We start from the raw sequence: 24405 nt of genomic DNA, 5'->3' as shown, positions 1-24405 counted from the left end.
TCCTGGCTTATTTTTTCAACGTCGCGTATTGCACCAAGGTGGTCTGATCGGGTCGACCCTCATAACGGATATCGTTCTTCATCGCCCAAACCGACAGCTCGAAATGCAACGGCAGCATGGCGTAATCGTCCATCGCCATGTCGCTGGCCTTGATCAGCAACTCCTCGCGCTTGGCCTCGTCCATGGTGCCGGCGGCTTCACGCGCCAGCTTATCCATTTCGGGATTGGAATAACGACCCCGGTTGGTCGTGCCTTCGCCGGCATCCGGATTGCGGGTCATCAGCAGCGACGCTAACGGATTCAACATTTCGCCGCTGGTCACTGACCAGCCCGCCAGATAAGCACTGAACGCATAGCTATCACGCTTTTTGAAGAACACCGATGGAGCAAGCGCTTCAACGTTCGTTTTAACCCCAATGCGCGACCACATGGAAGCCACTGCCTGCGCGACCTTGGAGTCGTTCACATAACGACCTGAGGGTGCGCCCAGCGTGATTGAAAACCCGTCGGGATAGCCCGCCTCTTTCAACAGCGCTTTGGCTTTTTCCACATCGGCCTTGGGTGCCTCGGCACGCGCTTTCGATGCCCCGAACATGGGGACTGGCAGCATATTGCCCGCCGCCTTGGCCACGCCGCCCATCACGCGGTCAACGATCGCATCGCGGTTGATCGCCAGCGACAGCGCTTCACGCACCCGCTTATCCTTTAGCGGATTTTTAGTCAGCCCCGGAATCCCTGGCGAGGGCTCGGCAAACTGGTCCATCGCCACATACATCACCCGCACCGAAGGCGTTTCCTGGACATACAAATCTTTGTTCTTTTTCAGGTTGGCCAAGTCGTCGGTGGGAGGATCCTCAATCAAGTCCACGTCGCCCGCGAGCAAAGCGGCAACGCGGCTCGCCGCATTAGACATTGGACGATAGATCACGCGATCCCATTCTGGCGCTTTGCCCCAATAGTTCTCATTGCGTGCAAACACCAACTCCGCGCCCCGCTTCCAGGACACAAATTTATAGGGGCCCGTCCCCGCCAACCCATTGCCGCTATTGAGCTCGGTCGTCGTTTTGCCTTCCGGGGCAGGGCCCGCCGCCGCGGTCTTTGACAGAATCGGCAGCTGCGCCAGATTAATCAGCAGATTCGGCGCGGGCGCTTTGGTCGTAATACGCAGCGTCAGCGGATCCACCGCTTCGGTCTTGGCGACCGAACCCAAATACAGCGTGAACGGTGACGGACTATTAGGCACCTTGGGGATACGGTCGTAGCTAAACACGACGTCCTCAGCGGTAAACGGCGAGCCATCCGAAAACTTGACATTCGGACGCAGCTTGAATGTCCAGACATTTCCATCCACGGTCCAGGACTCAGCCAGCGCCGGTATCGGCTGTAATTTAGAGTCAGAACGCACCAGCGGATCAAACAGCGTTTGAGAAATCTGCGTGTTGGGCGTCAGCGCGTGATATTGCGGATCCATCGAGCTGGGCTCAGTTTTGAGCGCTACCACCAGATCTCGCGCCGCGGCAGGCGCCATCATGCTTAACGCGATCGCCGCCGATAGTGTGCCGCCCGCCAATAAACGTAACCAATGAGACGCCATCGTGCTCTCCTAGCCTGTGCAATGTGGCTGTGTAGGTTGGACTGCCGGCAAACATTAACCAGCAAACACTTGCCTGCGCAACAGTTATATTCCCTTATTGCCGTATTGAATGAATCACCCATGTCCCCGTCTACACAGGTCCCCATCGTCGCAATCGCCACCGCCCCCGGCCGTGGCGGCATCGGCGTTGTTCGGGTGTCTGGCCCTGATTTATCGGCCCTGGCACGTCATCTGTTCGGCCGCGCACTCACGCCACGCCACGCCCACTATTTGCCCTTCATGGCTGCCAACGGCGAACAACTGGACGAAGGTATCGCCTTATATTTCCGGGCGCCGCAGTCTTATACCGGCGAAGACGTACTCGAGTTACAAGGGCACGGTGGCCCCGCCGTCTTGCGACGTATTCTGGATCGCTGCCTCGAAGCGGGCGCCGATCTTGGTGTTCGGCTGGCCGAGCCCGGCGAATTCACCCGTCGCGCGTTTCTGAATGACCGAATGGACCTCGCTCAGGCCGAAGCCGTGGCCGATCTGATTGACGCATCGTCCGTAGCAGCCGCCCGCGGCGCGATGGCCTCATTGTCCGGCGAATTTTCCGCCCAGGTCAATGCCCTGTCAGATCGGATCATTCACCTGCGCATGCTGGTCGAAGCCACCCTGGATTTTCCCGAAGAAGAAATCGATTTTCTCGAAAAATACCAGGCACGCCCCACATTGGAAGCCCTGGCCGCCGACCTGAACACCCTCATCGCCCAGGCCCGCCAGGGCGTCATCCTGCGCGAAGGACTGCACGTGGTGCTGGCAGGCAAGCCCAATGTAGGAAAATCCAGCCTCTTGAACGCGCTGGCCGGCGACGACATCGCCATCGTGACCCCCATTGCCGGCACGACGCGCGACAAGGTCGTACAAGAAATCCACATCGACGGCGTCCCCCTGCACATCGTCGACACGGCCGGTCTGCGCGAGACCGACGACACCGTCGAAAGCATCGGCATCGCGCGCACCTGGAAGGAAATCGAGCGCGCCGACGTTATCCTGCACCTGCAAGACGCCACCCAACCCGCGGACGAACTCGATACGCAAATCGTCGCACGCTTGCCTGCGCGCACGCCATTACTAACGGTATTTAACAAGGTAGATCTGCTGGATCAGCCCTTTGTCGCCGTTCAAGGGCAATTGGGTATTTCCGCTCGCGAAGGCGCGGGTCTGGATGAGCTGCGCAATCAGCTCCTTGCATTGGCTGGCTGGAACCCCGGTGCGGAATCCCCCTGGCTGGCACGAGAACGCCACCTACACGCACTACAAGACGCCGCCGAGCATCTCAGCACCGCGACTGAACACGCCGCGCAGGACGACCGCGTATTGGATCTATTTGCCGAAGAGTTGCGGTTGGCGCATGACAGCCTGAGCAGTATTACCGGCCGGTTTACCAGCGATGATCTGCTGGGGGAGATTTTTTCGAGTTTTTGTATTGGGAAGTAATCTCAAAAAAACGGTCGCGAAGTCAACTCCAATCCCAGCAAAACCATAAACACCAGAAAGCACTGGCGGAATCGCTTGGGGCTGATCATCGCCCGCACTTTCTGTCCCAACCACATGCCAATCAATGCTGGAACGATGGCCAGGGCAGATAACCCCAACTGATTCAACTGAAACGCCCCATACACCATCAGGCCAATCGCCAGTGCAATCGTGGATACGGTGAATGACAGGCCCAGCGCCTGGACCAATTCGTCCTTGTCCAAGTTCAGGGACTGCAAGTAAGGCACGGCCGGGATAGCGAACACGCCTGTGACGCCCGTCACAACACCGGTCAACATGCCAATCACCGGTGATAGCCAAGATTCAATTCGCGGCTCAACGGACAACGCCGGTGCAAACAACGAATACACCGAGTACACGACCAGCGCCACACCTAGCGAAAATGCCGACCACAGCGGGTCCACGCGCACCAACAGCGCCGCCGCCCCTACCGTTCCCACCATGACCGCCAGCATCATGGGCCACAAACGGCGTAGCAACGACGCCGTCGCGGGTCCCGCCAGCAATTGCCAGACGTTGGTCACAAATGACGGAATCACCAATATCGCTGCCGCTGTCGCGGGTGGGACCACCGAGCCCAGCAATCCCATCGCCACGGTGGGCAGGCCCATTCCAGTAACACCCTTCACCAATCCAGCGGCCAGAAACGTCAGGGTGAAAGATAAAAAGAAAATCGTGGATTCAGTCATGTCGCTATTGGAGTCTTTTTCATAGCTTGGCACAATGCGGTTTTCGGGTGTTTGCCTTCGGACCATCCGAAGGCTGAAAGGAAGCGCGTGACGCTATGCGGTTTGACCTGGCAGATCTACAACTATTTCTGTGCGTGGTGGATGCCGGCAGCATCACTCAGGGTGCCGCGCGTGCGAACTTGGCACTGGCTTCTGCCAGTGAACGGCTGCGCAATATCGAAACGGACGCCGGCGTCGCCTTGCTGACGCGGCACTCGCGCGGTGTCCTCACTACCGAAGCCGGAGAGGCCTTGGCACATCACGCCCGCTTGATCCTGCGCCAACAGGATTTGCTTAAGGTTGAACTCAAAGACTTTTCCACAGGCGCGCGCGGCACGCTACATCTGTACGCAAACACGGCAGCACTCACGGAGTTTCTGCCGCAGCGGCTCGCCCCCTGGTTAGCCAGCCGACCACAGTTGTATCTCGATCTAAAAGAACGCACCAGTACGGAGATCGTCAAAACCATTACGGCTGGCCTGGCACAAGCCGGCATCGTGTCCGATGCCGTCGACGCGAATGGCCTTGAGCTACAGCCCGTCGCAAAGGACCACCTCGTTTTAATCGTGCCGGCAGGACACCGTTTCGAACAGCACCGCACCCTCCGCTTGACTGACCTTCTGGGTGAGTCGTTTGTCGGCCTGGCGTACGGCAACGCATTACAGGATCACATCAATGAGCAGGCCAATGCCGTCGGTGGGACGCTGACATTACGCATACGCATGAAAACCTTCGAAGGGCTGTGCGAAATGGTGGCGCACGGCATCGGTGTGGGCATCGTGCCGCAAGGCATTGCCCACCGTTATCAACGCAAGCTGGGTTACCACACCTTGGCACTGGCCGAAGACTGGGCACGCCGGCAACTGTGTCTGTGCTTCCGAGAATGGAAAACACTGACACCACCTATGCAGAGCCTTCTGACGCATCTGGGCGGTCGGCATCAGACCTGACATCGACCGATAACCATGCATCAGAACAGTGCATGCCCGTGCGCTAGCCCCATTTTTTGCACCACATTGAAGAACAAGCCAGGGATGTACCGCCCCCGAGGCCCGACTTGGCCGGGGTAATCACCAGCCTTCCTGCGTTGGCACACTTGTTGCTTTATCTCTCCTGACGAACTCCGTTCGGCACGACAACTCATTCAAGTCCCAGGCAATGGCGCCTTTGACCCTCTCCGGTCATGGGCGCCTTTTTGTTTTTTTGGCTGTTGAAAGCCTCTTTCCCGATATAGGAACGCAACATATGTCCTACCTGGTCCCTTCAGAATTCGTCACCAAGATGGTCGACGCGGGCGAGTCGAAAATTTATATGGCCACGCGCGACGCGTTGATTCGCGCTTGCATGGCCGGAGCCATTCTGGCGATTGCCGCCGTGTTCGCGGTAACGATCAATGTGCAAACCGGATTGCCTATTCTGGGAGCCGCCCTGTTCCCCGTCGGTTTTTGCATTCTGTATTTGATGGGTTTTGACTTGCTGACCGGCGTATTCATGCTGACGCCCCTGGCTTGGTTAGACAAGCGACCCGGTGTCACACCCGGCGCCATTCTGAAGCACTGGGGCATCGTTTTTGTCGGCAACTTTATCGGTGCGCTTACCGTCGCCGTATTGATGGCCATTGTGTTCACGTATGGATTTTCTATCCCCGCCGGGAAGGTCGGAGAGGTGATTTCACATATCGGGGAAAGTCGTACGCTAGGCTACAAAGAATACGGCGCGGCGGGTATGTTGACGATTTTTATCCGCGCGGTGTTGTGCAATTGGATGGTGTCGCTGGGCGTTGTCGGTGCGATGATCTCCACCAGTGTCAGCGGCAAAGTCATTGCCATGTGGATGCCCATCATGCTGTTTTTTTACATGGGATTTGAACACTCCGTGGTCAACATGTTCTTGTTCCCGTCGGCACTGATCCTGGGTGGCAATTTCTCTGTGATGGACTATCTGATCTGGAATGAACTCCCCGTGGTACTGGGCAACCTGATCGGTGGTATCTCATTGACCGGACTGACGTTGTACACCACCCATATCAGGACTGCGCCCAAACGTCATTTTAACTAATCGCAGTACCGATTAACGTCCGCATCGTTATGCCGGCCCCACACATGGATCGCTTCGTATTCCAACCTGTCGTAAAGCAATTACGCGTCACGGCAGGACAGTATTCCGACCGGGGCCGTAAGCCCAGCAACCAGGACTTTCACGGCCTATGTATTCCAGGCAAGCCGTTGTTGGACACGAAAGGCATTGCCGTCGCCATCGCCGACGGCATCAGCAGCAGCGGCGTCAGCCACATCGCCAGCGAAACCGCTGTCGCGAGTTTTCTTGAAGACTATTACTGCACCCCCGAAACCTGGTCGGTTAAAAAATCGGCGCAACGCGTCTTGCACGCCGCCAACGGCTGGCTGCATGCACAGACACGCCAGAGTCAGCACCGTCACGATCAAGATCGCGGCTACGTCTGTGCAATGAGTGCCTTGGTGTTGAAATCCACCACGGCCCATCTTTTCCATATCGGTGATGCCCGTATTTTTCGACTGCGTGGTGAAACGCTAGAGCAACTCACCGAAGACCATCGTATCTGGCTCGCGCACGATAAAAGTTATCTCAGTCGAGCATTGGGCTTGTCTCGCCATGTAGAGATCGACTATCACACCCAGCGCCTCGAAATCGGGGATATCTTTATCTTGGCGACGGACGGCGTGTACGAACATCTTCACCCCGCAGCCATCGTCAATGCCATTGCCATGCATGCCGATGTGCTGGATCTCGCCGCACAGACATTGCGGGACATTGCCTACACCTGCGGCAGCACCGACAACCTGACCGTGCAAATCGTGCGAATCGATGAACTGCCGTCGGCTGATACGAGCGAAATCGCCCATCTAGCGGGGACATTGCCATGCCCGCCTCTGTTAACCGCCGGTACCGTGTTCGAAGGTTTCCGGATTATTGAACAGCGCCATGCCAGCAGCCGCAGTCATGTCTATCGCGCCGTTGATATCGGCACCGACGTTCACGTCGCGATCAAGATTCCGTCGTTAGATCTACGTCACGATCCCGTTTATCTGGAACGGCTATTGATGGAGGAATGGATAGCCAGGCGTATTGATAGTCGTCACGTGCTCAAAGCCTGGCCGCAAACGCGCACCCGCCTGAGTCTTTACACCGTTTGCGAATATCTCGAAGGCATCACGTTGACACAGTGGATGGATGAACACCCCGACCCGACGCTCGATCAAGTCATTCACATCATCGAGCAGATCGCAAAAGGTCTACAAGCATTTCATCGACAAGAAATGATCCATCAAGATCTACGTCCCGACAACATCTTGATCGACCCAGACGGAACAGCTCGAATTATTGATTTTGGTTCGACACGGGTTGCGGGCATCGCGGAAATAGCGATTGGTCATCCCATCCCACAAATACTTGGCACCGCGCAATATTCGGCTCCTGAATATTTCTTAGGCGAATCCGGCTCTACCGTCTCTGACATCTATGCTTTAGGGGTCATTACCTATCAGATGCTCACAGGTCGATTGCCCTACGGTACGCAAGTGGCAAAAGTCCGGACGCGTGCCGCCCAACGCCGTTTGCAATATGACTCCGTCTTGAATGATCAACGCGCAATTCCTGCCTGGGTCGATAGGGTATTGAGTCAAGCCGTACATCCCGATCCGCAAGCGCGTTATCAAGAACTGTCCGAATTCGTCTACGCATTGCAGCATCCTCATGCAAACACCGGGCGCGGGCACATATCTCTGTTAGAGCGCAACCCGCTCGCCTTCTGGAAAGGGTTGAGCGTGATACTGGTCGCCATCGTCATCATGCTATTGGCGTTTCGCTAGGCACGCCGATGCCATCAACAGCCTGAATTGTCCTGGGTCACGCTATCGGACTCCCTCTCCCGTTGCAATAATTCCCGCTTACGTTCCACGCCCCATCGGTACCCTGAAATATCCCCGTCTCGCCGAATAACACGATGACAAGGGATTGCAATCGCCAACTGATTGGCGCCGCAAGCCTGGGCTACCGCGCGTACCGCCTTGGGCGCCCCGATTCGTTGGGCAATCTCGGCGTAGCTGACGGTGGTCCCTGGGGCCAGATCACGCAACGCTTGCCAGACACGTTGTTGAAATGCCGTTCCACGCACATCCAAAGGCAGATTCAATCCCAGCGCCGGTGTTTCGACAAACCCGACCACTTGGGCAACCCACTGTTCAAAAATAGGGTCGTTTCCGCTCAACTGGGCATTAGGAAAGCGATCCTGCAGATCTCTTACCAACTGATCCGCATCATCACCCAACCAGATCGCACAAATCCCTCGTTCGCTACAAGCCACCAAAACCGATCCAAGTGAGCACTCACCCACCGCGAAACGTATAACCGTATTCGCGCCTCCCGCCTTATAGTCGCGTGGGCGCATTCCCAGCATATCCGCCGACGCCTCATAAAATCGGCTATTGGAATTGAACCCAGCTTCGTAGATGGCCTGCGTAACAGTGCAAGCGCCGCTCAGTTCCTGACGCAAACGCTTGGCCCGATGCGCACTGGCGTAGGCTTTCGGCGTCAATCCGGTTTCGGCCTTAAACAAGCGATGAAAATGAAAGGCGCTGACACCCGCTTGTTTAGCCAAGGCTTCCAGACTGGGGGGCGTCTGCGCACTTTCTATCCAGCGACAAGCCTGCGCAGCAAGCGCCGCGCGACGAGCAGCCGCCACGCTACGATCTGCACTGGCGCGCTGACTAGGTCGATAACCCGCCGCTTGCGCCGCTGCCGGGTTATCAAAAAATCTGACATTCTCACGGCGTGGCAAGCGTGCCGAACTGCTGGGACGACAGTAAATCCCGGTCGTGCATACAGCGTAGACAAAATGCTCGTCGGCAGTAGCATCTCTTTCTTGTACCGCTCGCCAGCGGGCTTCTTCAGTCGTGTACAAATGATCGCTGGACGGGTTTACGTCAGTCAGCACGGTTGACATGATAGTCACCAAAAAATCACCCTTTCGATGGAAATATCACGGTAAATCAGAATTCAAGCACAAGAACTCCATATCTTGCGCTTGAATTCTCTAACAAAAATTTTTCTGCCGAAATTAGTAGAAAGTAAGCATTCACACACTATCTGAAAATCCGTCATTCCCCGAAAACGCCCCTGTGGATAACCTCTAGAACGCGAGACTGTGCACAGCGTGTGGACGCAAATTGAACAAGTCCCCCTTTTAGCCTGTCCCTCAAAAGTTGTTCAACTTCGTTCGCCCAACTAAACACAACTGCTGCACAAGCAAAAACCTCTACAAGTCCATGAAATAAAATGTTTTTTTTGAGTTGATGCAGTTATCCACAGACACCCATTAATCATTAGTCTTTATATAAAGAAAAAGATAAGAGAAAACATAGATACTCTATCGCCGGCGGCAACCAGTGCGAAAATAAGCCATGCGTATACTCCTCATCGAAGACGAATCCGAACTGGCACGTTGGCTGTCGCGCAGCCTTGCGCGTCATGCCGGATTTGTGGTGGAATGGGCAGACGATGGACACATCGCCGAAAGACGGCTCGCTGTGGAGGAGTTCGACGCCGTTATTTTGGATCTGGGCCTGCCCGGCATGGATGGGCACAGTTTGCTGGCTAAAATTCGAGGTCGCGATGACCGAACACCGGTGTTGGTGCTGACGGCCCGCGACTCGTTGACCGAACGTGTCGGTACGTTGCATCAGGGTGCTGATGATTTTTTGCCCAAACCTTTTGTTCTCGAAGAACTCGAGGCCAGGCTTGTTGCCTTGATTCGCCGCAGTCGCGGACGCGAACATCCGCGACTGACACTGGGTGATTTGGTGCTGGATACTTCTGCACAGCGGTTTACCGTTCGCGGTCAACCGTTACAGCTATCTCCCCGTGAACAAGCTGTGCTTCGCGTACTTATCCAACGCAGCGGCGAACCGATCAATAAACAGCAAATTCTTGATCGCATCCAGACTGATGATTCCGATATCAACCTCGAGGCCATCGAGGTTCTTGTACATCGACTGCGTAAAAAACTCGCCAACACCGGTGTACAAGTCGTCACCTTGCGCGGCATAGGCTATTGCCTGGAGACGGTTCTTGAAGATTAGGCCGCTACGTTGGGCACAGCCTGCCCATCGGCGCACGCTGAAATCGCTGCTGTTGTGGTGGCTGATTCCCGCGCTGGTTTTCATCATGTTGATCGCTTTGTGGCTGTCGAATTATCAACTGCGCGAACAAGTCGATCGCGCCTACGATCGTGCTCTGGCGGGGGCACTGCGTTCCATCGACCACAACATATCCACAGCAAGCGGCGGACTCAGTCTCGAACAGCCCTACCTGATGCTGGAGTTTTTCGAGCTCACAGCCAATGGCAGCCTGTACTACCGCGTTGCGACAGAAGACGGTTTGGCGGAAATTGGCAATCAAGACCTGCCCTTGCCCAAGGCACCGCTGATTTCGGGTCAAGCTCAGTTTTTTAACGCCGAATATCAAGGGTTGGCGTTGCGTATTGCCGCGATGGCCCGGCCAATGGATCCTCCCCTGTACAACAACTACGGGGGACGCGTTGTCGTGCAGGTTGCCGAAGCGATCGATTCGCGCCAAAGTTTCCTCAACCAGGCATTGCTGCGCTCGGTCGAGCGAGACATCCTGGTCATTCTGATCGTGGTGCTGGTCGTGGTCTGGAGCGTTTTTCGGACGGTTCGTCCCCTGGAACGATTACGTCAGGATGTGGAGAAACGCTCGGCAGACGATTTAAGGCCCGTAGACGCACCAGATATTCCGGGTGAGGTCGCTCCCTTGGTTGATGCCGTAAATCGTCACATGAGCCGTTATACGGCCCAGGCGAGGCTACAAAGACAGTTCCTGGACGACGCTTCTCACCAGTTGCGCACGCCATTGTCCGTTTTGCGAACTCAGACCGCCTATGCGTTACGCGAATCGGATCCTGCAGAAATCCGCGCGGTCCTGCTGGCCATGCAGGACGGCCTAGATCGAGCCGTCCGCGCGACAAACCAGATGCTGGCACTGGCTCGCGCCAAGAACGCCTCGTTCGCAGAAGCCGGCCTGATGCCCGAGGACGTCGATCTGGTCGAGATAGCGGAAGGCGTCATCCGCACGCTGTTGCCGGCCGCCCGGGCACGTCACCTGGATCTGGGGTTGGAGGCGTCCCGCCCGGTTCGCATCCAGGGGATAGACTGGCTATTGCGCGAAGCCCTCAGCAATTTGGTCGACAACGCGATTCGCTATACCGCAGCCAATAGCGAGGTCACCGTTAGGGTGTATGCCGATGATCGCCATGCCAGGGTCACGGTCCAAGACCATGGGCCCGGCATGTCGGCCAGCGACATTTCTCAGGCCACCGTCCGGTTCCGCCGGGGGGCCGCCGGGAAAAACAAATCTGGCGCGGGCTTGGGTCTGGCCATCGTCGGCACGATCGTGGAACTTCATGGTGGCAAGATCGTTCTCGAAAACCGAGATCCTCTGCCCGGCTTGCGTGCAGCACTGGTGTTTACCGTGGATTCATTCCCGGATGCTGCAATGCGGCATGAAATTGCAGGAAATTGAAAGGTTCCGGAAAGGCATTATTGGGTACGGTTCTGATCCGTTGGCCATGATCCCGTTTTTATGGGAGTGGCCCGCCTACGACGACATCCAAAAAATGCGATTCACGGAGACCGCAAGATGCAACCCTTCCTAAAAGCCCGCCTTGCTGCGGTATTTGGCGCATGTGCCCTATCTTTGGGCATAACAACCGCCCATGCTGCTGACGAACCCCGTCGGCCCGAGTGCATTGCTCCCGCTCAACCGGGCGGCGGTTTTGATTTGACCTGCCGTCTAGCGGTCGAAGGCCTCAAACAGAGCGGCGCACTAAAGTCCCCCATGCGCATCGTCTACATGCCGGGTGGCATTGGCGCAGTGGCCTACAACAACATCGTTGCACAACACCCTGATGAGCCAGGCAAGGTCGTGGCGTTTTCGGGAGGTTCATTGCTGAACATTGCCCAAGGAAAATTCGGCAAATACAACGTCAATGACGTGCGCTGGTTGGCGGGGATTGGTACGGATTACGGTGTCGCCGTGGTCCGCAACGATTCGCCCTACCACGACCTGAAGAGCTTGATGGAGGCCTTCAAGCAGGATCCGACCAAGGTTGTGTTGGGCGCCGGCGGTACCGTGGGTAGCCAGGACTGGATGAAAGCCGCCCTCACGGCCAAGGCTGCGGATGTTGATTTCCGCAAAATGCGCTTTGTGGCCTTTGAAGGGGGTGGCGAAGCCGTCACGGCGCTGCGTGGCGGGCACATTCAGGCCTATATGGGTGATGCTGCCGAGGCTTTTACCATGCTCGAAGGGGGCGCGCCGATTCGTGTGTTGGCCGTGTTCAACGACGAACGTCTGCCAGGCAAGCTGAATTCCGTGCCGACCGCTAAAGAACAGGGCTATGACATCACCTGGCCCATCATCCGTGGCTTTTACGTAGGCCCCAAAGTCTCCGACGAAGACTATCAATTCTGGGTCGATGCATTTAACAAGACCATGGCCTCGCCGGAATACGCGAAGTTGCGCGACCAGCAAGGCCTGTTCCCGTTTAACAAAACGGGTCCCGAGCTTGATGCGTACGTGAAACAGCAGGTGCAAAAGTACCGAGAGCTGGCTGATAGTTTCGGCTTGATCAAAAAATAAAAACGTAGTGTTGGGGGGCGCCCGCTCGTGGCGCCCTGTTTTGCGTCATCTTTGCGCTTGACCAAGCGTGGATGAACGGTTGACGCACATCGATTTCAGGAATCGGGATCATGAATGATCGAACGCTGGGCATTTGTGCCCTAATTCTGGCTGCCTTCATGACATGGGCGGGCTGGGACATCGAAGCGCCTTTTGCCTATGAGCCTGTCGGGCCGCGCGCCTTCCCCATGTTGGTTGCCTTGATCATCGGCCTGTGCGGTTTGCGTCTGGCAATCAAGGGCGGCAATCCTATCGAAGGGAATTCGCTGGCGGCGAATTCGCGTATTGCATTGATGGTATTGGGGGCTGCAGGTTACGCATTCCTATTCCAGTGGTTGGGTTTCATTATTGCGACGGCGCTGATGACGGTTTATGTCGGTCGCCTGTTTGGCGGTGGATGGCTGAAATGCGTGGCGGGTGGCGTCATCATGGGCGTTTTCTTCTTTTTCTTGTTTGACAGACTGTTGGATGTTGTCTTGCCCACCGGTCTGCTGGGAGATCTGCTATGAGCGGCATCATGGATCATTTGTCCATTGGCTTTGGCGTTGCGTTCTCGCTGAACAATCTGTTGGTCGCCGCCATAGGCTCTTTTATTGGCACCATGGTGGGCGTGTTGCCCGGCCTGGGCCCGGTCAACGGCGTGGCAATGCTGATTCCGATTGCCTTTGCCATGAACTTGCCTCCGGAAACCGCGCTGATTCTGCTGGCCGCGGTATACGTCGGCGCAGAGTACGGTGGCCGTATTACGTCCATCTTGTTGAACGTGCCGGGTGAAGCCAGCGCGATCATGACGACGCTGGACGGTTATCCCTTGGCACGGCAGGGACTGGCTAACGTTGCGCTGTCCTTGTCGGCTTGTTCGGCGTTTATCGGCGCCATCGTGTCCGTGACCGGCATCATTTTGTTGGCACCCTTATTGGCGAAATGGGCATTGGCATTCGGGCCTGCCGAGTACTTTGTACTGATGGTTTTCGCATTTTGCTGCCTGACTAGCCTGTTGGGTAAAGAGCCTGTCAAAGGGGTGTTGGCAGCGATGATCGGTCTGGGCATTTCGGTGATCGGTGTGGACGCCAACTCGGGGGTGTATCGCTATACCTTCGAGTCCGTTCACCTGGCCGATGGCATCGATTTTGTCGTCGTCGTCATTGCGCTGTTTGCTGTCGCGGAAATGCTGGAAATGCTGGAGAAAGTCATAGCGGGCCAAAGCGTCGAAGTGACATCCAGTGGCCGCAAACTATTCAATCTGAAAGAGCTGGCCTTTACGTGGTGGAGTATTGTTCGCAGCTCATTGGTTGGCTTTGTCGTGGGGGTGTTACCGGGTGCCGGGGCCAGTGTTGCCGCGGCGGTGGCGTACTCGCAGGAAAAGCGCATCATCGAAGCGAAAGACCCCAATGCCAAATTCGGCAAAGGCGATATGCGGGGTCTGGTTGCGCCTGAATCTGCGGCCACGTCTTCCGCGATCGGGTCCTTTATTCCAATGTTGACGCTGGGTGTGCCGGGCTCAGGCACGACCGCAGTCATGATGGGCGCACTGACGCTCTACAACATTACACCGGGTCCGGTGTTGTTCGATACCAAGCCGGAGTTGGTGTGGGGGCTGATTGCTTCGCTGTTCATCGCCAACGTGATGTTGTTCGTCATGAACGTACCGTTAGTGCGGGTATTCTCCAAGGTCTTGTCTGTGCCGGGTTGGTTGATGGTGCCGGGTATTCTCGCCGTCAGTTACATCGGCGTTTATGCAATCAACGCGGGTACATTTGATCTGCTGTTGGTCGCCGGCATTGGCACGATCGGTTATTTCCTGCGCAAGTTTGGTGTACCTATGGCGCCCCTGGTGCTTGGTGTCGTGCTCGGCAATATGATGGAACAGAATCTGCGTCGCGCCTTGTCGATCACAAATGGCGAGATCTCCGTGCTGTTCGACAGCCCGGTATCGATCGGATTATGGGCAGCGGCAATTGCTGTGGTGGTGGTTCCGCAGATCGTGCGCAAATTACGCAAACGTCAAAAGTCGGAGCAAGTTACGGCTTAGTCGCACGACTTGCAGAAAATGGGGCGAAAGAAATGTTTCTTTCGGCCCATTTTTCTGGATAAACCAATAACGTGTAAACGGGTTTAAACGTCCGCTAAGCGTTCAATTGCTGCATCCAGGGTTGCGTCCTTCTTTGCGAAGCAAAACCGCGCCAGGCGATGATTAGAGGCCTCTGCATCGGGGTGCTGGTAAAAGGCAGAGATCGGTATCACCGTCACGCCGTGTCGCACAGTCAGATCCCGCGCAAAATCGGCCTCGGATTGTTTAGAGATTGCGCTGTAATCCGCCAACATAAAAAAGGTACCAGGACTGGGCAGCGGTTTGAATCGCGTGTTGGCCAAGCCTGCCGCCAACCGGTCGCGTTTGGCTTGATAAAACGCGGGCAACTCGGTATAGGGTTTGGGGTCCTGCATAAATTCGGCTAGCGCGAATTGCATGGGCGACGGTACGGTAAACACCATGAACTGATGCACTTTGCGCAGTTCGGCGCTTAATTGACGGGGTGCGCAGCAATAGCCAATCTTCCATCCCGTGGTGTGATACGTTTTCCCGAACGACGAAATCACGAAAGTATGTTCGGCCAACAACGGTCTCGTGGCCAGGCTGGCGTGCGGCTTACCGTCGAAGACAATATGTTCGTACACCTCGTCCGATAGCAGCAGGACGCCGGTTTCGCGGACAATACTTTCCAGGGCATCCAGATCGCTTGAATCCAGCACGGTGCCCGTAGGATTGTGCGGAAAGTTCAGCATGAGCAGCCGAGTCCGCGAGGTAATCGCGTCGCGTACGCGTTGCCAGTCGATGCGGTAGTAAGGATCCTCGGCGGTTGGTGCGCGCAGGGGGACGGGCACGGCAGTGCCTCCTGCCAAACGTATCGCGGGCAGGTATGAGTCATAGCAGGGCTCGATGACGACGACTTCGTCACCACTATTGACGGCTGCCAGTACGGTCGCCATCAAGGCTTCTGTTGCGCCGCTGGTGATCGTGATCTCGGTTTCCGGATCGTAGGTATGGCCGTAAAGCGCCTGGACTTTTTGAGCAATCGCCTGGCGCAACGGCGCGACGCCAGGCATGTACGGATATTGATTATGGCCGGCCGCCATGGCATCCGACACCAACTGACATAAGCGGGGGTCTGGATCAAAATCGGGGAATCCCTGCCCGAGATTGATGGCCTGATGCTCGATGGCCAGGCGGCTCATGACAGTAAAAATGGTGGTGCCCACATCGGGCAGCTTGGATCGGATCATGGCAATGACACAGTTTCAGTGGAGTAAAGGACCTGGTAAGTATCCCATTAACTCGACCGTCTGCACGCCAGATAGCCGGCTTTTATGACCGGTGTATTGCGCCGCCTGCAGCATGGGCAAAAAGCGACATAGGGGTAAACAACTATTTGTTTAACGCAATATGCGTGAGTATGCTGACTATCGCGGTTGATTCAAGCGTTGTACCGACCTTTCCAGTCGGCGTCCTTGATTCACTGGCAATTCGTTTTTACTACCAGGACGCTATACAAATGGTTCAGAAGGGCAAGGTTAAATGGTTCAATGCCGACAAAGGTTTCGGCTTTATTACCCCGGACACCGGCGGTACTGATGTATTCGCGCATTTCTCGGCTATTCAGGGCCGCGGTTACCGCAGCCTGAACGAAGGTCAGGAAGTGGAATTCGAAGTAAAGGATGGTCCGAAAGGGCCTCAAGCGGCCGAGATTCGCCCGCTTTAATTCGGGAAATCCCGCTTTCCCGTGAGCCAGGTTCGACCTGGCCTACAACGCCCCTTGGCCGCTTGGCTCCGGGGCGTTGTTGCATCTGCGCTCGGCGACCTGCGTTAGTGCAGATCACTCATGAAGGTCATTGGGGCCTAGTTATCCCGGGCTGTGGATAACATTGGGAGTAAGCGTGTGGACAAGGTGTGAATAAACAACCTACGTGAAAATCACGAGGCGTTGCCACATATTAAAAAAATCCTGGGTTTTGCACAGTGACGCTATATGAATGTCTCGATTCATAGTGTGTAGGCTATCAGGACAGAAATAACTGAGCATCCGCTAGCTGTTGATATTTTTCTTAGGTTTTTCAAGGCTTAAGCCGAGGTTCTTCTAGTTGGACGGTAAAACCTCGACAGATACGCAAGCTGGTCTATGGTTTTCTCGGTCCGATTCTTGGTTGCTTGATCAGAGTTGTTCACAAAGATATCCCCAGGCGATTTTGCACCCTTTTCTTCCAAATTCTGATCACTGAAAATCTTGGATTAGTTTGTGGATAGCTTTGTGATTCCCGCGGGATCGTGCGAGTTTTCTACGTAGAAAGTGTTGCCGTGACGTGTAGATAGGGGGTTGAACCCCAGTCTTATTATTTGACCCCACAACGATATTCACAGAAGCTGCAATTGACCACATATCGGTGTGGATAAGTGGTGATGGGTTGGTGCACGTGAAGCGCTAAATGTGGCACTCGGCGTTGAATACGAGTAGCGATGATTAAAAATACCTTGGTAGTTGTCTAGGGTATATAGATCGAACTCCTCGCTTCTTCCTACTCCATCGTATGTACCGAGCTATTCCCAGATAACAAACTGTCCGAGGATTTTTGGGATAAAGAAGAACATAGGAATTGGCATCCAACTGCGAGCTTTGGTCGTGGATCCTCCGTTACAGCTATGGTTTTCTTGGGGCCAGTAGACCAGACCTTCTTCGCAAATTTTCTAGAAGATATTGAAAATGGTCTTTGGTTAAGCGCGTTTTTCGCTTACGTTGTGAAAGCTCACGGAGTCACTGTCCCTTTGTGTTTCACGTGAAACGTGAGATCAATCCAGTACTTGAACATTGGGTTATGCCGCTGCCTACCGGTGGTGGACATTATCAATGCTCAGCCCTTCTCTTTCTGATAAACACTCCGTGAATCTAATTTTATTCGCTTCGTACTGTGAAAAATATGTGGGTGCTATGAGCTGGTTGTTCTATTAGCTACTGGTTTCGATATGTAGGTTTACCGATGTATGTCATGTCACGGGTAGCCGTTCCGTGCTTTAGCTTTGTGAAATGACATCTTCATGGAGTTTCCGCTATGTATGTTCCACGTGGAACATGTCTATTTCCTCCACTAGACACCTATCACCCCATTTTTGACTTGGTGCATCCAGCGCGAAGGCTTCCTACCATTCCAGTGGAAGAGAAGACTGTTCCACGTGAAACAATTTCATTTTGGATTCTTCTATGTGGTATTGGTGTTGAATAGCTCGGATTCATCTTCATAGGACTGACTTGGAAGAGCAGGCTGCAAATTGCGAATAGGCTTGGTGGCCCCATCATCGTGTTTGACTGAGTCGGCACCTCTGTTCCACGTGGTGCCGGAGAATAAGTCCACGGTGAAATAATCCTAGTTTGTCATAGACGCGATAGCATCACATGAAGCTGTAGATATGCGCGTATTTCTGAAAAATTGATCTATGTGCTTGTATCCGTATAGGGCCTGCCAGTGATCGATGCCTGCTGGTAATGTTCCACGTGGAACATCTTCCGACCTTCACGCCGCTGTTGATAGGCACGCCTATTCCTGTGGCTAGACTTCCATTGTTTCACGTGGAACAAGGGATCGTTCGAGAATAGCCGTGGCTACAGCACACGCACGGCGAAAAAATGCCCACCGTTGCAACTCCGTTGCATGTTTCACGTGAAACATCGGCGCTGGCACCTCTATAATGGAGTCTAACAAGCTCTTTCTCCCAGCCCTCATCATGAATTACCCGCGCGAATTTGACGTGATAGTCGTCGGAGGCGGTCATGCCGGCACCGAAGCTGCCCTCGCCGCAGCCCGCATTGGTGCTAAGACATTACTGTTGACCCACAACATCGAGACCTTAGGCCAGATGTCCTGCAACCCGTCAATCGGCGGGATAGGCAAGGGCCATTTGGTCAAAGAGATCGATGCCCTGGGCGGTGCCATGGCCATCGCCACGGACGAGGCTGGGATTCAGTTTCGTATCCTGAATAGTTCAAAGGGCCCTGCCGTCCGTGCTACCCGGGCACAGGCCGATCGTGTGCGCTATCGAAAAGCGATCCGGCATCGACTAGAAAATCAGGCCAACCTGTGGATTTTTCAGCAAGCCGTTGACGATCTTATGGTCGAAGGCGATCGCGTCATCGGTGCGGTAACCAAAATTGGATTGAAATTTCGTGCACGCACCGTCGTACTGACAGCCGGTACTTTCCTTAACGGGCTGATCCATGTTGGTTTGCAGAGCTATTCAGGTGGCCGTGCGGGAGACCCTCCCGCCACCTCGCTGGGGCAACGTCTAAAAGAGTTGAAGCTTCCACAGGGTCGACTGAAGACGGGCACGCCTCCTCGTATTGATGGACGCACGATTGATTACAGCGCCCTGGAAGAGCAACCCGGTGATCTGGATCCAGTGCCAGTGTTTTCTTTCATGGGGAACACGGCGATGCATCCCCGACAGTTGCCTTGCTGGATTACGCATACCAACGCCCGCACGCATGACATCATCCGTGCGGGATTGGACCGCTCGCCGATGTATAGCGGCGTCATTGAAGGAGTCGGGCCACGTTACTGCCCGTCCATCGAAGACAAGATCCATCGTTTTGCAGACAAGACGTCGCATCAGGTGTTCCTGGAACCCGAAGGGTTGGATACCCACGAGGTCTATCCCAATGGCGTGTCCACCAGCCTGCCGTTTGATGTGCAATGGGATCTGATCCACTCGCTGCCGGGTCTGGAGAACGCACACATCTTGCGACCAGGCTATGCTATCGAATATGACTATTTCGATCCTCGCGGTCTCAAATCGACGCTTGAAACGAAGGCAATTGCGGGTTTGTACTTTGCGGGTCAGATCAACGGTACGACTGGTTACGAAGAGGCGGCCGCTCAAGGATTGCTGGCGGGTGCAAATGCGGCATTGCGAGCGTTGGATCGAGAGGTCTGGACTCCTCGTCGCGATGAAGCCTATTTGGGTGTATTGGTCGATGATCTGGTCACGCGCGGCGTGACAGAACCCTATCGCATGTTTACCTCACGTGCCGAATATCGGCTCAGTTTGCGTGAAGACAATGCCGATCTACGCCTGACCGAAACAGGACGCAAATTAGGCTTGGTCGACGATGCGCGCTGGGACGCCTTTAGCCGCAAACGTGATGCCGTGGCGAAAGAGATTGAACGCCTGAAATCGACGTGGGTAAATCCCAGAAGTTTTCCTGCTGAAGTGGCCGAGCCATTACTGGGCAAAGCAATTGAACGTGAGTACTCACTATCAGATTTGCTGAAACGCCCCGGTGTTTCTTACGCCACGCTCATGGCGGCTCACAACGTCGATGGCACCTTGCTGGCGGGTCCAGGGGTTTCGGATGAGGATGTTCTGGCCGAGCAAGTCGAAATACAGGTCAAATACGCGGGTTATATCGCGCGGCAACAAGACGAAGTGCAAAAGCATCTCTCGCACGAACAACAGCATATCCCCTTAGACATCGACTATGATGCGGTCAGCAGCCTGTCTTTCGAGGTTCGCCAAAAGCTCAAAACGCACCGCCCTGAAACGATCGGACAGGCAGCGCGCATTTCTGGCGTTACCCCGGCCGCGATTTCGCTATTGCTCATACACCTCAAGCGCCTGCATTACGGCACGCGCCAACAAGCCGCATGAGCACCGTGTCTGACGCCGGTCTGGCACAGCAGCTGGAACAAGCCTGCGATACCTTGGGCTTGTCCGTTACGAGTGTACAAATCAATCTGTTGCTAGCGTATCTGGCGCAAATGCAACGGTGGAACCGTACCTACAACCTGACGGCAATCCGCGACCCCGAGCAAATGCTGGTGCAGCATCTGTTTGATAGCCTGAGCGTGGTGAATCCGCTTGTGCGCAAGTTCGATAGCGCTGTCACCGCCAAACTATATGACATCGGTTCGGGTGGCGGTTTGCCAGGCGTGGTGCTGGCTATCATGCGGCCTGCCTGGCAAGTCAGTTGTGTGGATGCGGTCGAGAAGAAAATGGCTTTCGTACGCCAGATGTCAGGGGTGCTGTCCCTACCCAATTTATCTGCGAAGCATGCGCGGGTCGAAGACCTGACGCCGGCAGATTGCGACATCGTCATCTCGCGTGCATTTGCCTCGCTTAATGATTTTGCATCGTTGGCCGGTCATCATGTATCCAACGATGGTACCCTCGTCGCCATGAAGGGAAAGCTTCCTGAAGACGAGATTCAAGTCTTGCATCAACAGGGCGCGTGGCAGGTTGAAAATGTCCAGCCTCTGCAGGTGCCGCAATTGGATGCGCAACGTTGCCTGGTCTGGATGCGTCGCAGTCAAGGAACTCTATGAACAAACCATCGTCCGACGCGCGTTCCACCCGCGTGTTTTGCATTGCGAACCAGAAAGGCGGTGTCGGCAAAACGACGACCACCATCAATCTGGCTGCAGGCCTGGCCACGCTAGGCAAGCGCGTATTGTTGATAGACCTCGATCCACAAGGCAATGCCACCATGGGTAGCGGCGTTGACAAGAGTACGCTGCAATCCACGCTATACGACGTGCTGATTGGCGATACCACGATCGAACAGGCCCGCGTACCTTCCGAGGCCGGTGGTTATGACGTACTGCCAGCCAACCGTGAGCTCTCCGGCGCCGAAATCGACCTGGTCAACATGCAAGAGCGCGAACGGCAACTGAAGTCCGCGATCCAAGCTGTCGCGACGCAATATGATTTTGTCCTGATCGACTGCCCACCGACGTTATCGTTGTTGACGCTCAATGGTCTGGCGGCCGCGCATGGCGTCATCATTCCGATGCAGTGCGAATACTTTGCCCTCGAAGGGTTGTCTGATCTCGTCAACACCATCAAGCGCGTGCATCGCAATATCAACGCGGATCTGCGCGAGATCGGCCTGTTGCGCGTGATGTTCGACCCGCGCATCACGCTACAGCAGCAGGTTTCGGCGCAGCTGGAATCGCACTTTGGCGAAAAAGTCTTCAAGACCGTCGTCCCGCGCAACGTCCGCCTTGCCGAGGCGCCTAGCTATGGCTTGCCTGGCGTGGTGTACGACAAGGGATCGCGTGGCGCCCAAGCTTATATTTCTTTCAGCGCCGAAGTCGTCAAGCGCGTCGAAGCCATGGACTGATTTTTTCATGACCATTCATATCGTCTTGCTGGGGTTATCCACACGTTCACGACATAGATGATCGGGCGTATCGTTCCCATTTGCGTTCCAAGCGTATTCCTTGGATTCTCGCCATCTATGCCACTCACAAGATATCCACAGCACGCATAGCAAGTTGTAAAAAGGATTTGCCACATGGCCACCAAAAAACCCAAAGGTCTGGGTCGTGGGCTGGATGCCCTGCTCGGTGCAGATGGGCCCGCGATCGATACCATCGGTAAACCCACTGCAGCCGCCGAAGCACCAGAAGGTCCGCCATCGATATTGCCCGTAGGTAAGATGCGCGCGGGCAAGTACCAGCCACGTACACGCATGGACGAGGGCGCCTTGAACGAGCTGGCGGAGTCCATTCGTACGCAAGGCATCATGCAGCCCATCCTGGTGCGCGCACTCAATGATGAGCCCGGGCATTACGAGATCATTGCCGGCGAGCGTCGATACCGTGCGGCCCAGTTGGCTGGGCTGAAAGAGGTTCCGGTACTGGTTCGAGAAGTCGCGGATGAAAATGCGGCTGTCATGGCGCTGATCGAGAACATCCAGCGCGAAGACCTCAACCCGCTCGAAGAAGCGCACGGTGTGCGCCGTCTGCTTGATGATTTTGGCCTGACTCACGAACAGGCCGCGACGGCGATTGGTCGTTCACGTTCGGCGACCAGCAACCTGCTGCGTTTGTTGAATCTCGCGGCGCCGGTACAGACCATGCTGCTCGCGGGCGACGTCGACATGGGCCACGCTCGCGCGTTGTTGGCGGTCGAGGCCGCTATGCAGATTCAACTGGCTAACGTGATCATTGCCAAGCGTTTGTCCGTGCGTGAAGCCGAGAAGCTGGTTACCAAAGCCGTCAAAGACAGAGATAGCGAATCGATGATTCGCAAAAAAAGCAACGGTGCTTCGCGAGACGTGACGCGTCTGGAAGAAGCCTTGTCGGATCAGTTGGGCACGCGTGTGGCCTTGAAAGTCGGCACGAAAGAAAAGGGGCAGATCGTGATCGATTTTCACGGTTGGGAACACCTGAACTCACTACTGGAGCGCCAGGGGCTCTCGGGAGTGCTGGATGCCTGAACGGCGCTTGCCGACGATTGTTGTCCTGGCGACGGGCGGCACCATCGCGGGCGCCCAAGCTGAGGCTGCCACGCACGCGTACCGTGCCGGCGCACTGGATGTTGGCCAATTGTTGGCTGCCGCACCCGCTCTGGCGCAATTGGCGCACATTCAAGCAGAGCAAGTGACCAGTGTGGGTAGCCAGAATATGACCCACGCCGTATGGGCCGACCTGGCCCGGCGCGTGGAGGCGCTGAGCCGGAATCCCTCCGTAGACGGTATCGTGGTGACCCACGGCACCGATACGCTCGAGGAAACCGCGTACTTTCTCAGTTTGGTGATTCGGCATGACAAGCCGCTCGTGCTGGTGGGTGCGATGCGTCCCGCCACCGCGCCGGGTGCCGACGGGCCGGCGAACTTGTTCCACGCCGTTGCCTTGGCGGGCCGCGCCGAAGCGGCCGGACGCGGACCGCTGGTCGTCATGAACGAAGACGTCCACTACGCGCGCGAAGTCCAAAAGGTTGCTTGCGCTGGGGTCAATGCCTTTGCCTCGCCCAATCGGGGTAGGGCGGCAGTCATGCGTGGGCCGGCCGTTCATTTTTTTTCTCGCAACGACAGCGTGCATAGTACGGCCAGCGAATTCTCGCTCGAAATGCTCGACAAGGCCGGTTGGCCGCGTGTAGAGGTGATTCATGCGGGCGTCGATCTGGGCAGCGATCTGATCGATTTTCTGGCGACGCGTGTGCAGGGGATCGTTTTGGCGGGGGTCGGCGACGGCAATGCCACGGATGTGGCGATGCAAGCCCTGGCACGTGCAATGGCCAACGGGGTGGCGGTGGTGAGATCCAGCCGGACTGGCAGTGGGCACGTTGGCCGCAATGTCGAAGTCGACGACGACGCGGCGGGATTCATCGCCGCGGGTGAGCTGAGTCCCCAAAAGGCCCGTATCTTGCTGATGCTGGGCCTGTCGAAGACGCAAAATTCCACTCAGCTACAAGATTTTTTCGATCGCTATTAAAAAAAATGCCAAATCCTTAAAAAACCCAGTCACTGGATTTGACTTTCATTTTAAAAGTGTCCATAATTTCAAGTTCTCCGGAGGGGTGCCCGAGTGGTTAAAGGGGGCAGACTGTAAATCTGTTGACCTTGCGTCTACGTTGGTTCGAATCCAACCTCCTCCACCAGAGACCCATATTCTGAATCCAGGCAGTCTGCCTGGATTCTTGATGTAAAGCCCTGTTGTTTGCGACTGATCGTACGACAGCCTGGGTGTAGCAAATGTGGGACGAGTGGTGAAAGGTGGCCCGCGGGTGTAGCTCAATGGTAGAGCAGAAGCCTTCCAAGCTTACGACGAGGGTTCGATTCCCTTCACCCGCTCCAAGATTGCCCATGTGGCTCAGTGGTAGAGCACTCCCTTGGTAAGGGAGAGGTCACGCGTTCGATCCGCGTCATGGGCACCACAAATTTTTTTGTTCTCTTCTAGTCAGAAGCTTCAATCCAGGTCAGGAGTCAGCCATGGCAAAAGGCAAGTTTGAACGTACCAAGCCGCACGTGAACGTGGGTACGATTGGTC

The 24405-nt window shown here is 55.5% G+C and carries 19 protein-coding genes and 3 tRNA genes; 18 read left to right on the top strand and 4 right to left on the bottom strand.

All coding sequences use genetic code 11. From position 1 onward, the window contains the following. Positions 1–7 precede the first annotated feature (7 nt). On the bottom strand, positions 8–1531 hold the full coding sequence (locus ACYVDM_RS17345; RefSeq protein ID WP_415791468.1) for an ABC transporter substrate-binding protein: 1524 nt from the start codon (positions 1529–1531) through the stop codon (positions 8–10). Positions 1532–1714: 183 nt separating this feature from the next. On the opposite strand from ACYVDM_RS17345, the gene mnmE reads away from it, so the two are divergent. Next, on the top strand, positions 1715–3073 hold the full coding sequence (gene mnmE, locus ACYVDM_RS17340) for a tRNA uridine-5-carboxymethylaminomethyl(34) synthesis GTPase MnmE (protein WP_415791362.1): 1359 nt from the start codon (positions 1715–1717) through the stop codon (positions 3071–3073). A 2-nt stretch (positions 3074–3075) separates the two neighbouring features. Here mnmE and ACYVDM_RS17335 read toward each other — a convergent pair whose 3' ends face one another. Continuing rightward, positions 3076–3822: a sulfite exporter TauE/SafE family protein gene (locus ACYVDM_RS17335; RefSeq protein WP_415791360.1), complete on the bottom strand. Its 747-nt coding sequence runs from the start codon at positions 3820–3822 to the stop codon at positions 3076–3078. A gap of 95 nt (positions 3823–3917) precedes the next feature. On the opposite strand from ACYVDM_RS17335, the gene ACYVDM_RS17330 reads away from it, so the two are divergent. From ACYVDM_RS17330 to ACYVDM_RS17320, 3 genes are all read left to right on the top strand, one after another. After that, a complete protein-coding gene (locus ACYVDM_RS17330) occupies positions 3918–4811 on the top strand; it encodes a LysR family transcriptional regulator (protein ID WP_415791358.1) in 894 nt (297 codons plus the stop codon). 295 nt (positions 4812–5106) lie between these two features. Then, entirely contained in the window at positions 5107–5919 is an 813-nt protein-coding gene (locus ACYVDM_RS17325; protein WP_415791356.1) for a formate/nitrite transporter family protein, read from the top strand. Between the two features lie 44 nt (positions 5920–5963). Further along, complete coding sequence (locus ACYVDM_RS17320) at positions 5964–7709, top strand: protein kinase domain-containing protein (RefSeq protein ID WP_415791354.1); 1746 nt, start codon at positions 5964–5966, stop codon at positions 7707–7709. 14 nt (positions 7710–7723) lie between these two features. Here the strand turns inward: ACYVDM_RS17320 and ada are convergent, their stop codons facing one another. Continuing rightward, a complete protein-coding gene (gene ada / locus ACYVDM_RS17315; protein WP_415791352.1) occupies positions 7724–8842 on the bottom strand; it encodes a bifunctional DNA-binding transcriptional regulator/O6-methylguanine-DNA methyltransferase Ada in 1119 nt (372 codons plus the stop codon). A gap of 457 nt (positions 8843–9299) precedes the next feature. On the opposite strand from ada, the gene ACYVDM_RS17310 reads away from it, so the two are divergent. The 5 genes from ACYVDM_RS17310 (at position 9300) to ACYVDM_RS17290 (ending at position 14623) form a co-directional block, all read left to right on the top strand. Beyond that, positions 9300–9977, top strand: a complete 678-nt coding sequence (locus ACYVDM_RS17310; RefSeq protein WP_415791350.1) for a response regulator — start codon at positions 9300–9302, stop codon at positions 9975–9977. A 46-nt stretch (positions 9978–10023) separates the two neighbouring features. Further along, on the top strand, positions 10024–11436 hold the full coding sequence (locus ACYVDM_RS17305; RefSeq protein ID WP_415791466.1) for a sensor histidine kinase: 1413 nt from the start codon (positions 10024–10026) through the stop codon (positions 11434–11436). A gap of 117 nt (positions 11437–11553) precedes the next feature. Continuing rightward, a complete protein-coding gene (locus ACYVDM_RS17300; protein WP_415791348.1) occupies positions 11554–12552 on the top strand; it encodes a Bug family tripartite tricarboxylate transporter substrate binding protein in 999 nt (332 codons plus the stop codon). A 110-nt stretch (positions 12553–12662) separates the two neighbouring features. Next, positions 12663–13100, top strand: a complete 438-nt coding sequence (locus ACYVDM_RS17295) for a tripartite tricarboxylate transporter TctB family protein (protein ID WP_415791346.1) — start codon at positions 12663–12665, stop codon at positions 13098–13100. Then, positions 13097–14623, top strand: coding sequence for a tripartite tricarboxylate transporter permease (locus tag ACYVDM_RS17290; RefSeq protein ID WP_415791344.1), 1527 nt, complete (start codon positions 13097–13099; stop codon positions 14621–14623). The genes ACYVDM_RS17295 and ACYVDM_RS17290 overlap by 4 nt, the downstream gene beginning before the upstream one ends. Positions 14624–14706: 83 nt before the next feature. Here ACYVDM_RS17290 and ACYVDM_RS17285 read toward each other — a convergent pair whose 3' ends face one another. Beyond that, positions 14707–15873: a pyridoxal phosphate-dependent aminotransferase gene (locus tag ACYVDM_RS17285; protein WP_415791342.1), complete on the bottom strand. Its 1167-nt coding sequence runs from the start codon at positions 15871–15873 to the stop codon at positions 14707–14709. Between the two features lie 269 nt (positions 15874–16142). On the opposite strand from ACYVDM_RS17285, the gene ACYVDM_RS17280 reads away from it, so the two are divergent. The 9 genes from ACYVDM_RS17280 to ACYVDM_RS17240 all read left to right on the top strand — a co-directional run bounded on the left by ACYVDM_RS17280 (position 16143) and on the right by ACYVDM_RS17240 (position 24292). Next, positions 16143–16349: a cold-shock protein gene (locus tag ACYVDM_RS17280; protein WP_415791464.1), complete on the top strand. Its 207-nt coding sequence runs from the start codon at positions 16143–16145 to the stop codon at positions 16347–16349. Positions 16350–18361: 2012 nt separating this feature from the next. After that, entirely contained in the window at positions 18362–20281 is a 1920-nt protein-coding gene (mnmG, locus tag ACYVDM_RS17275; RefSeq protein ID WP_415791340.1) for a tRNA uridine-5-carboxymethylaminomethyl(34) synthesis enzyme MnmG, read from the top strand. Next, a complete protein-coding gene (gene rsmG / locus ACYVDM_RS17270) occupies positions 20278–20955 on the top strand; it encodes a 16S rRNA (guanine(527)-N(7))-methyltransferase RsmG (RefSeq protein ID WP_415791338.1) in 678 nt (225 codons plus the stop codon). The genes mnmG and rsmG overlap by 4 nt, the downstream gene beginning before the upstream one ends. Then, the gene (locus tag ACYVDM_RS17265; RefSeq protein WP_415791336.1) at positions 20952–21752 is read left to right on the top strand and encodes a ParA family protein; all 801 of its coding nucleotides are present in this window, start codon (positions 20952–20954) and stop codon (positions 21750–21752) included. The genes rsmG and ACYVDM_RS17265 overlap by 4 nt, the downstream gene beginning before the upstream one ends. A 174-nt stretch (positions 21753–21926) precedes the next feature. Continuing rightward, on the top strand, positions 21927–22853 hold the full coding sequence (locus tag ACYVDM_RS17260; RefSeq protein WP_415791334.1) for a ParB/RepB/Spo0J family partition protein: 927 nt from the start codon (positions 21927–21929) through the stop codon (positions 22851–22853). Next, positions 22846–23850 (top strand): asparaginase, encoded by a 1005-nt coding sequence (locus ACYVDM_RS17255; RefSeq protein WP_415791332.1) that lies wholly within the window; start codon positions 22846–22848, stop codon positions 23848–23850. Before ACYVDM_RS17260 ends, ACYVDM_RS17255 begins: the two co-directional genes overlap by 8 nt. A 79-nt stretch (positions 23851–23929) precedes the next feature. Further along, positions 23930–24016 (top strand) — tRNA-Tyr (locus ACYVDM_RS17250). 122 nt (positions 24017–24138) lie between these two features. After that, positions 24139–24212, top strand: a tRNA-Gly gene (locus tag ACYVDM_RS17245). A 5-nt stretch (positions 24213–24217) separates the two neighbouring features. Next, positions 24218–24292, top strand: a tRNA-Thr gene (locus ACYVDM_RS17240). Positions 24293–24405 lie beyond the last annotated feature (113 nt).

It is taken from the genome of Bordetella tumulicola (assembly GCF_054779135.1).
The sequence above is the reverse complement of the archived record's forward strand: the minus strand, read 5'-3'. Positions and strand labels throughout refer to the sequence as shown.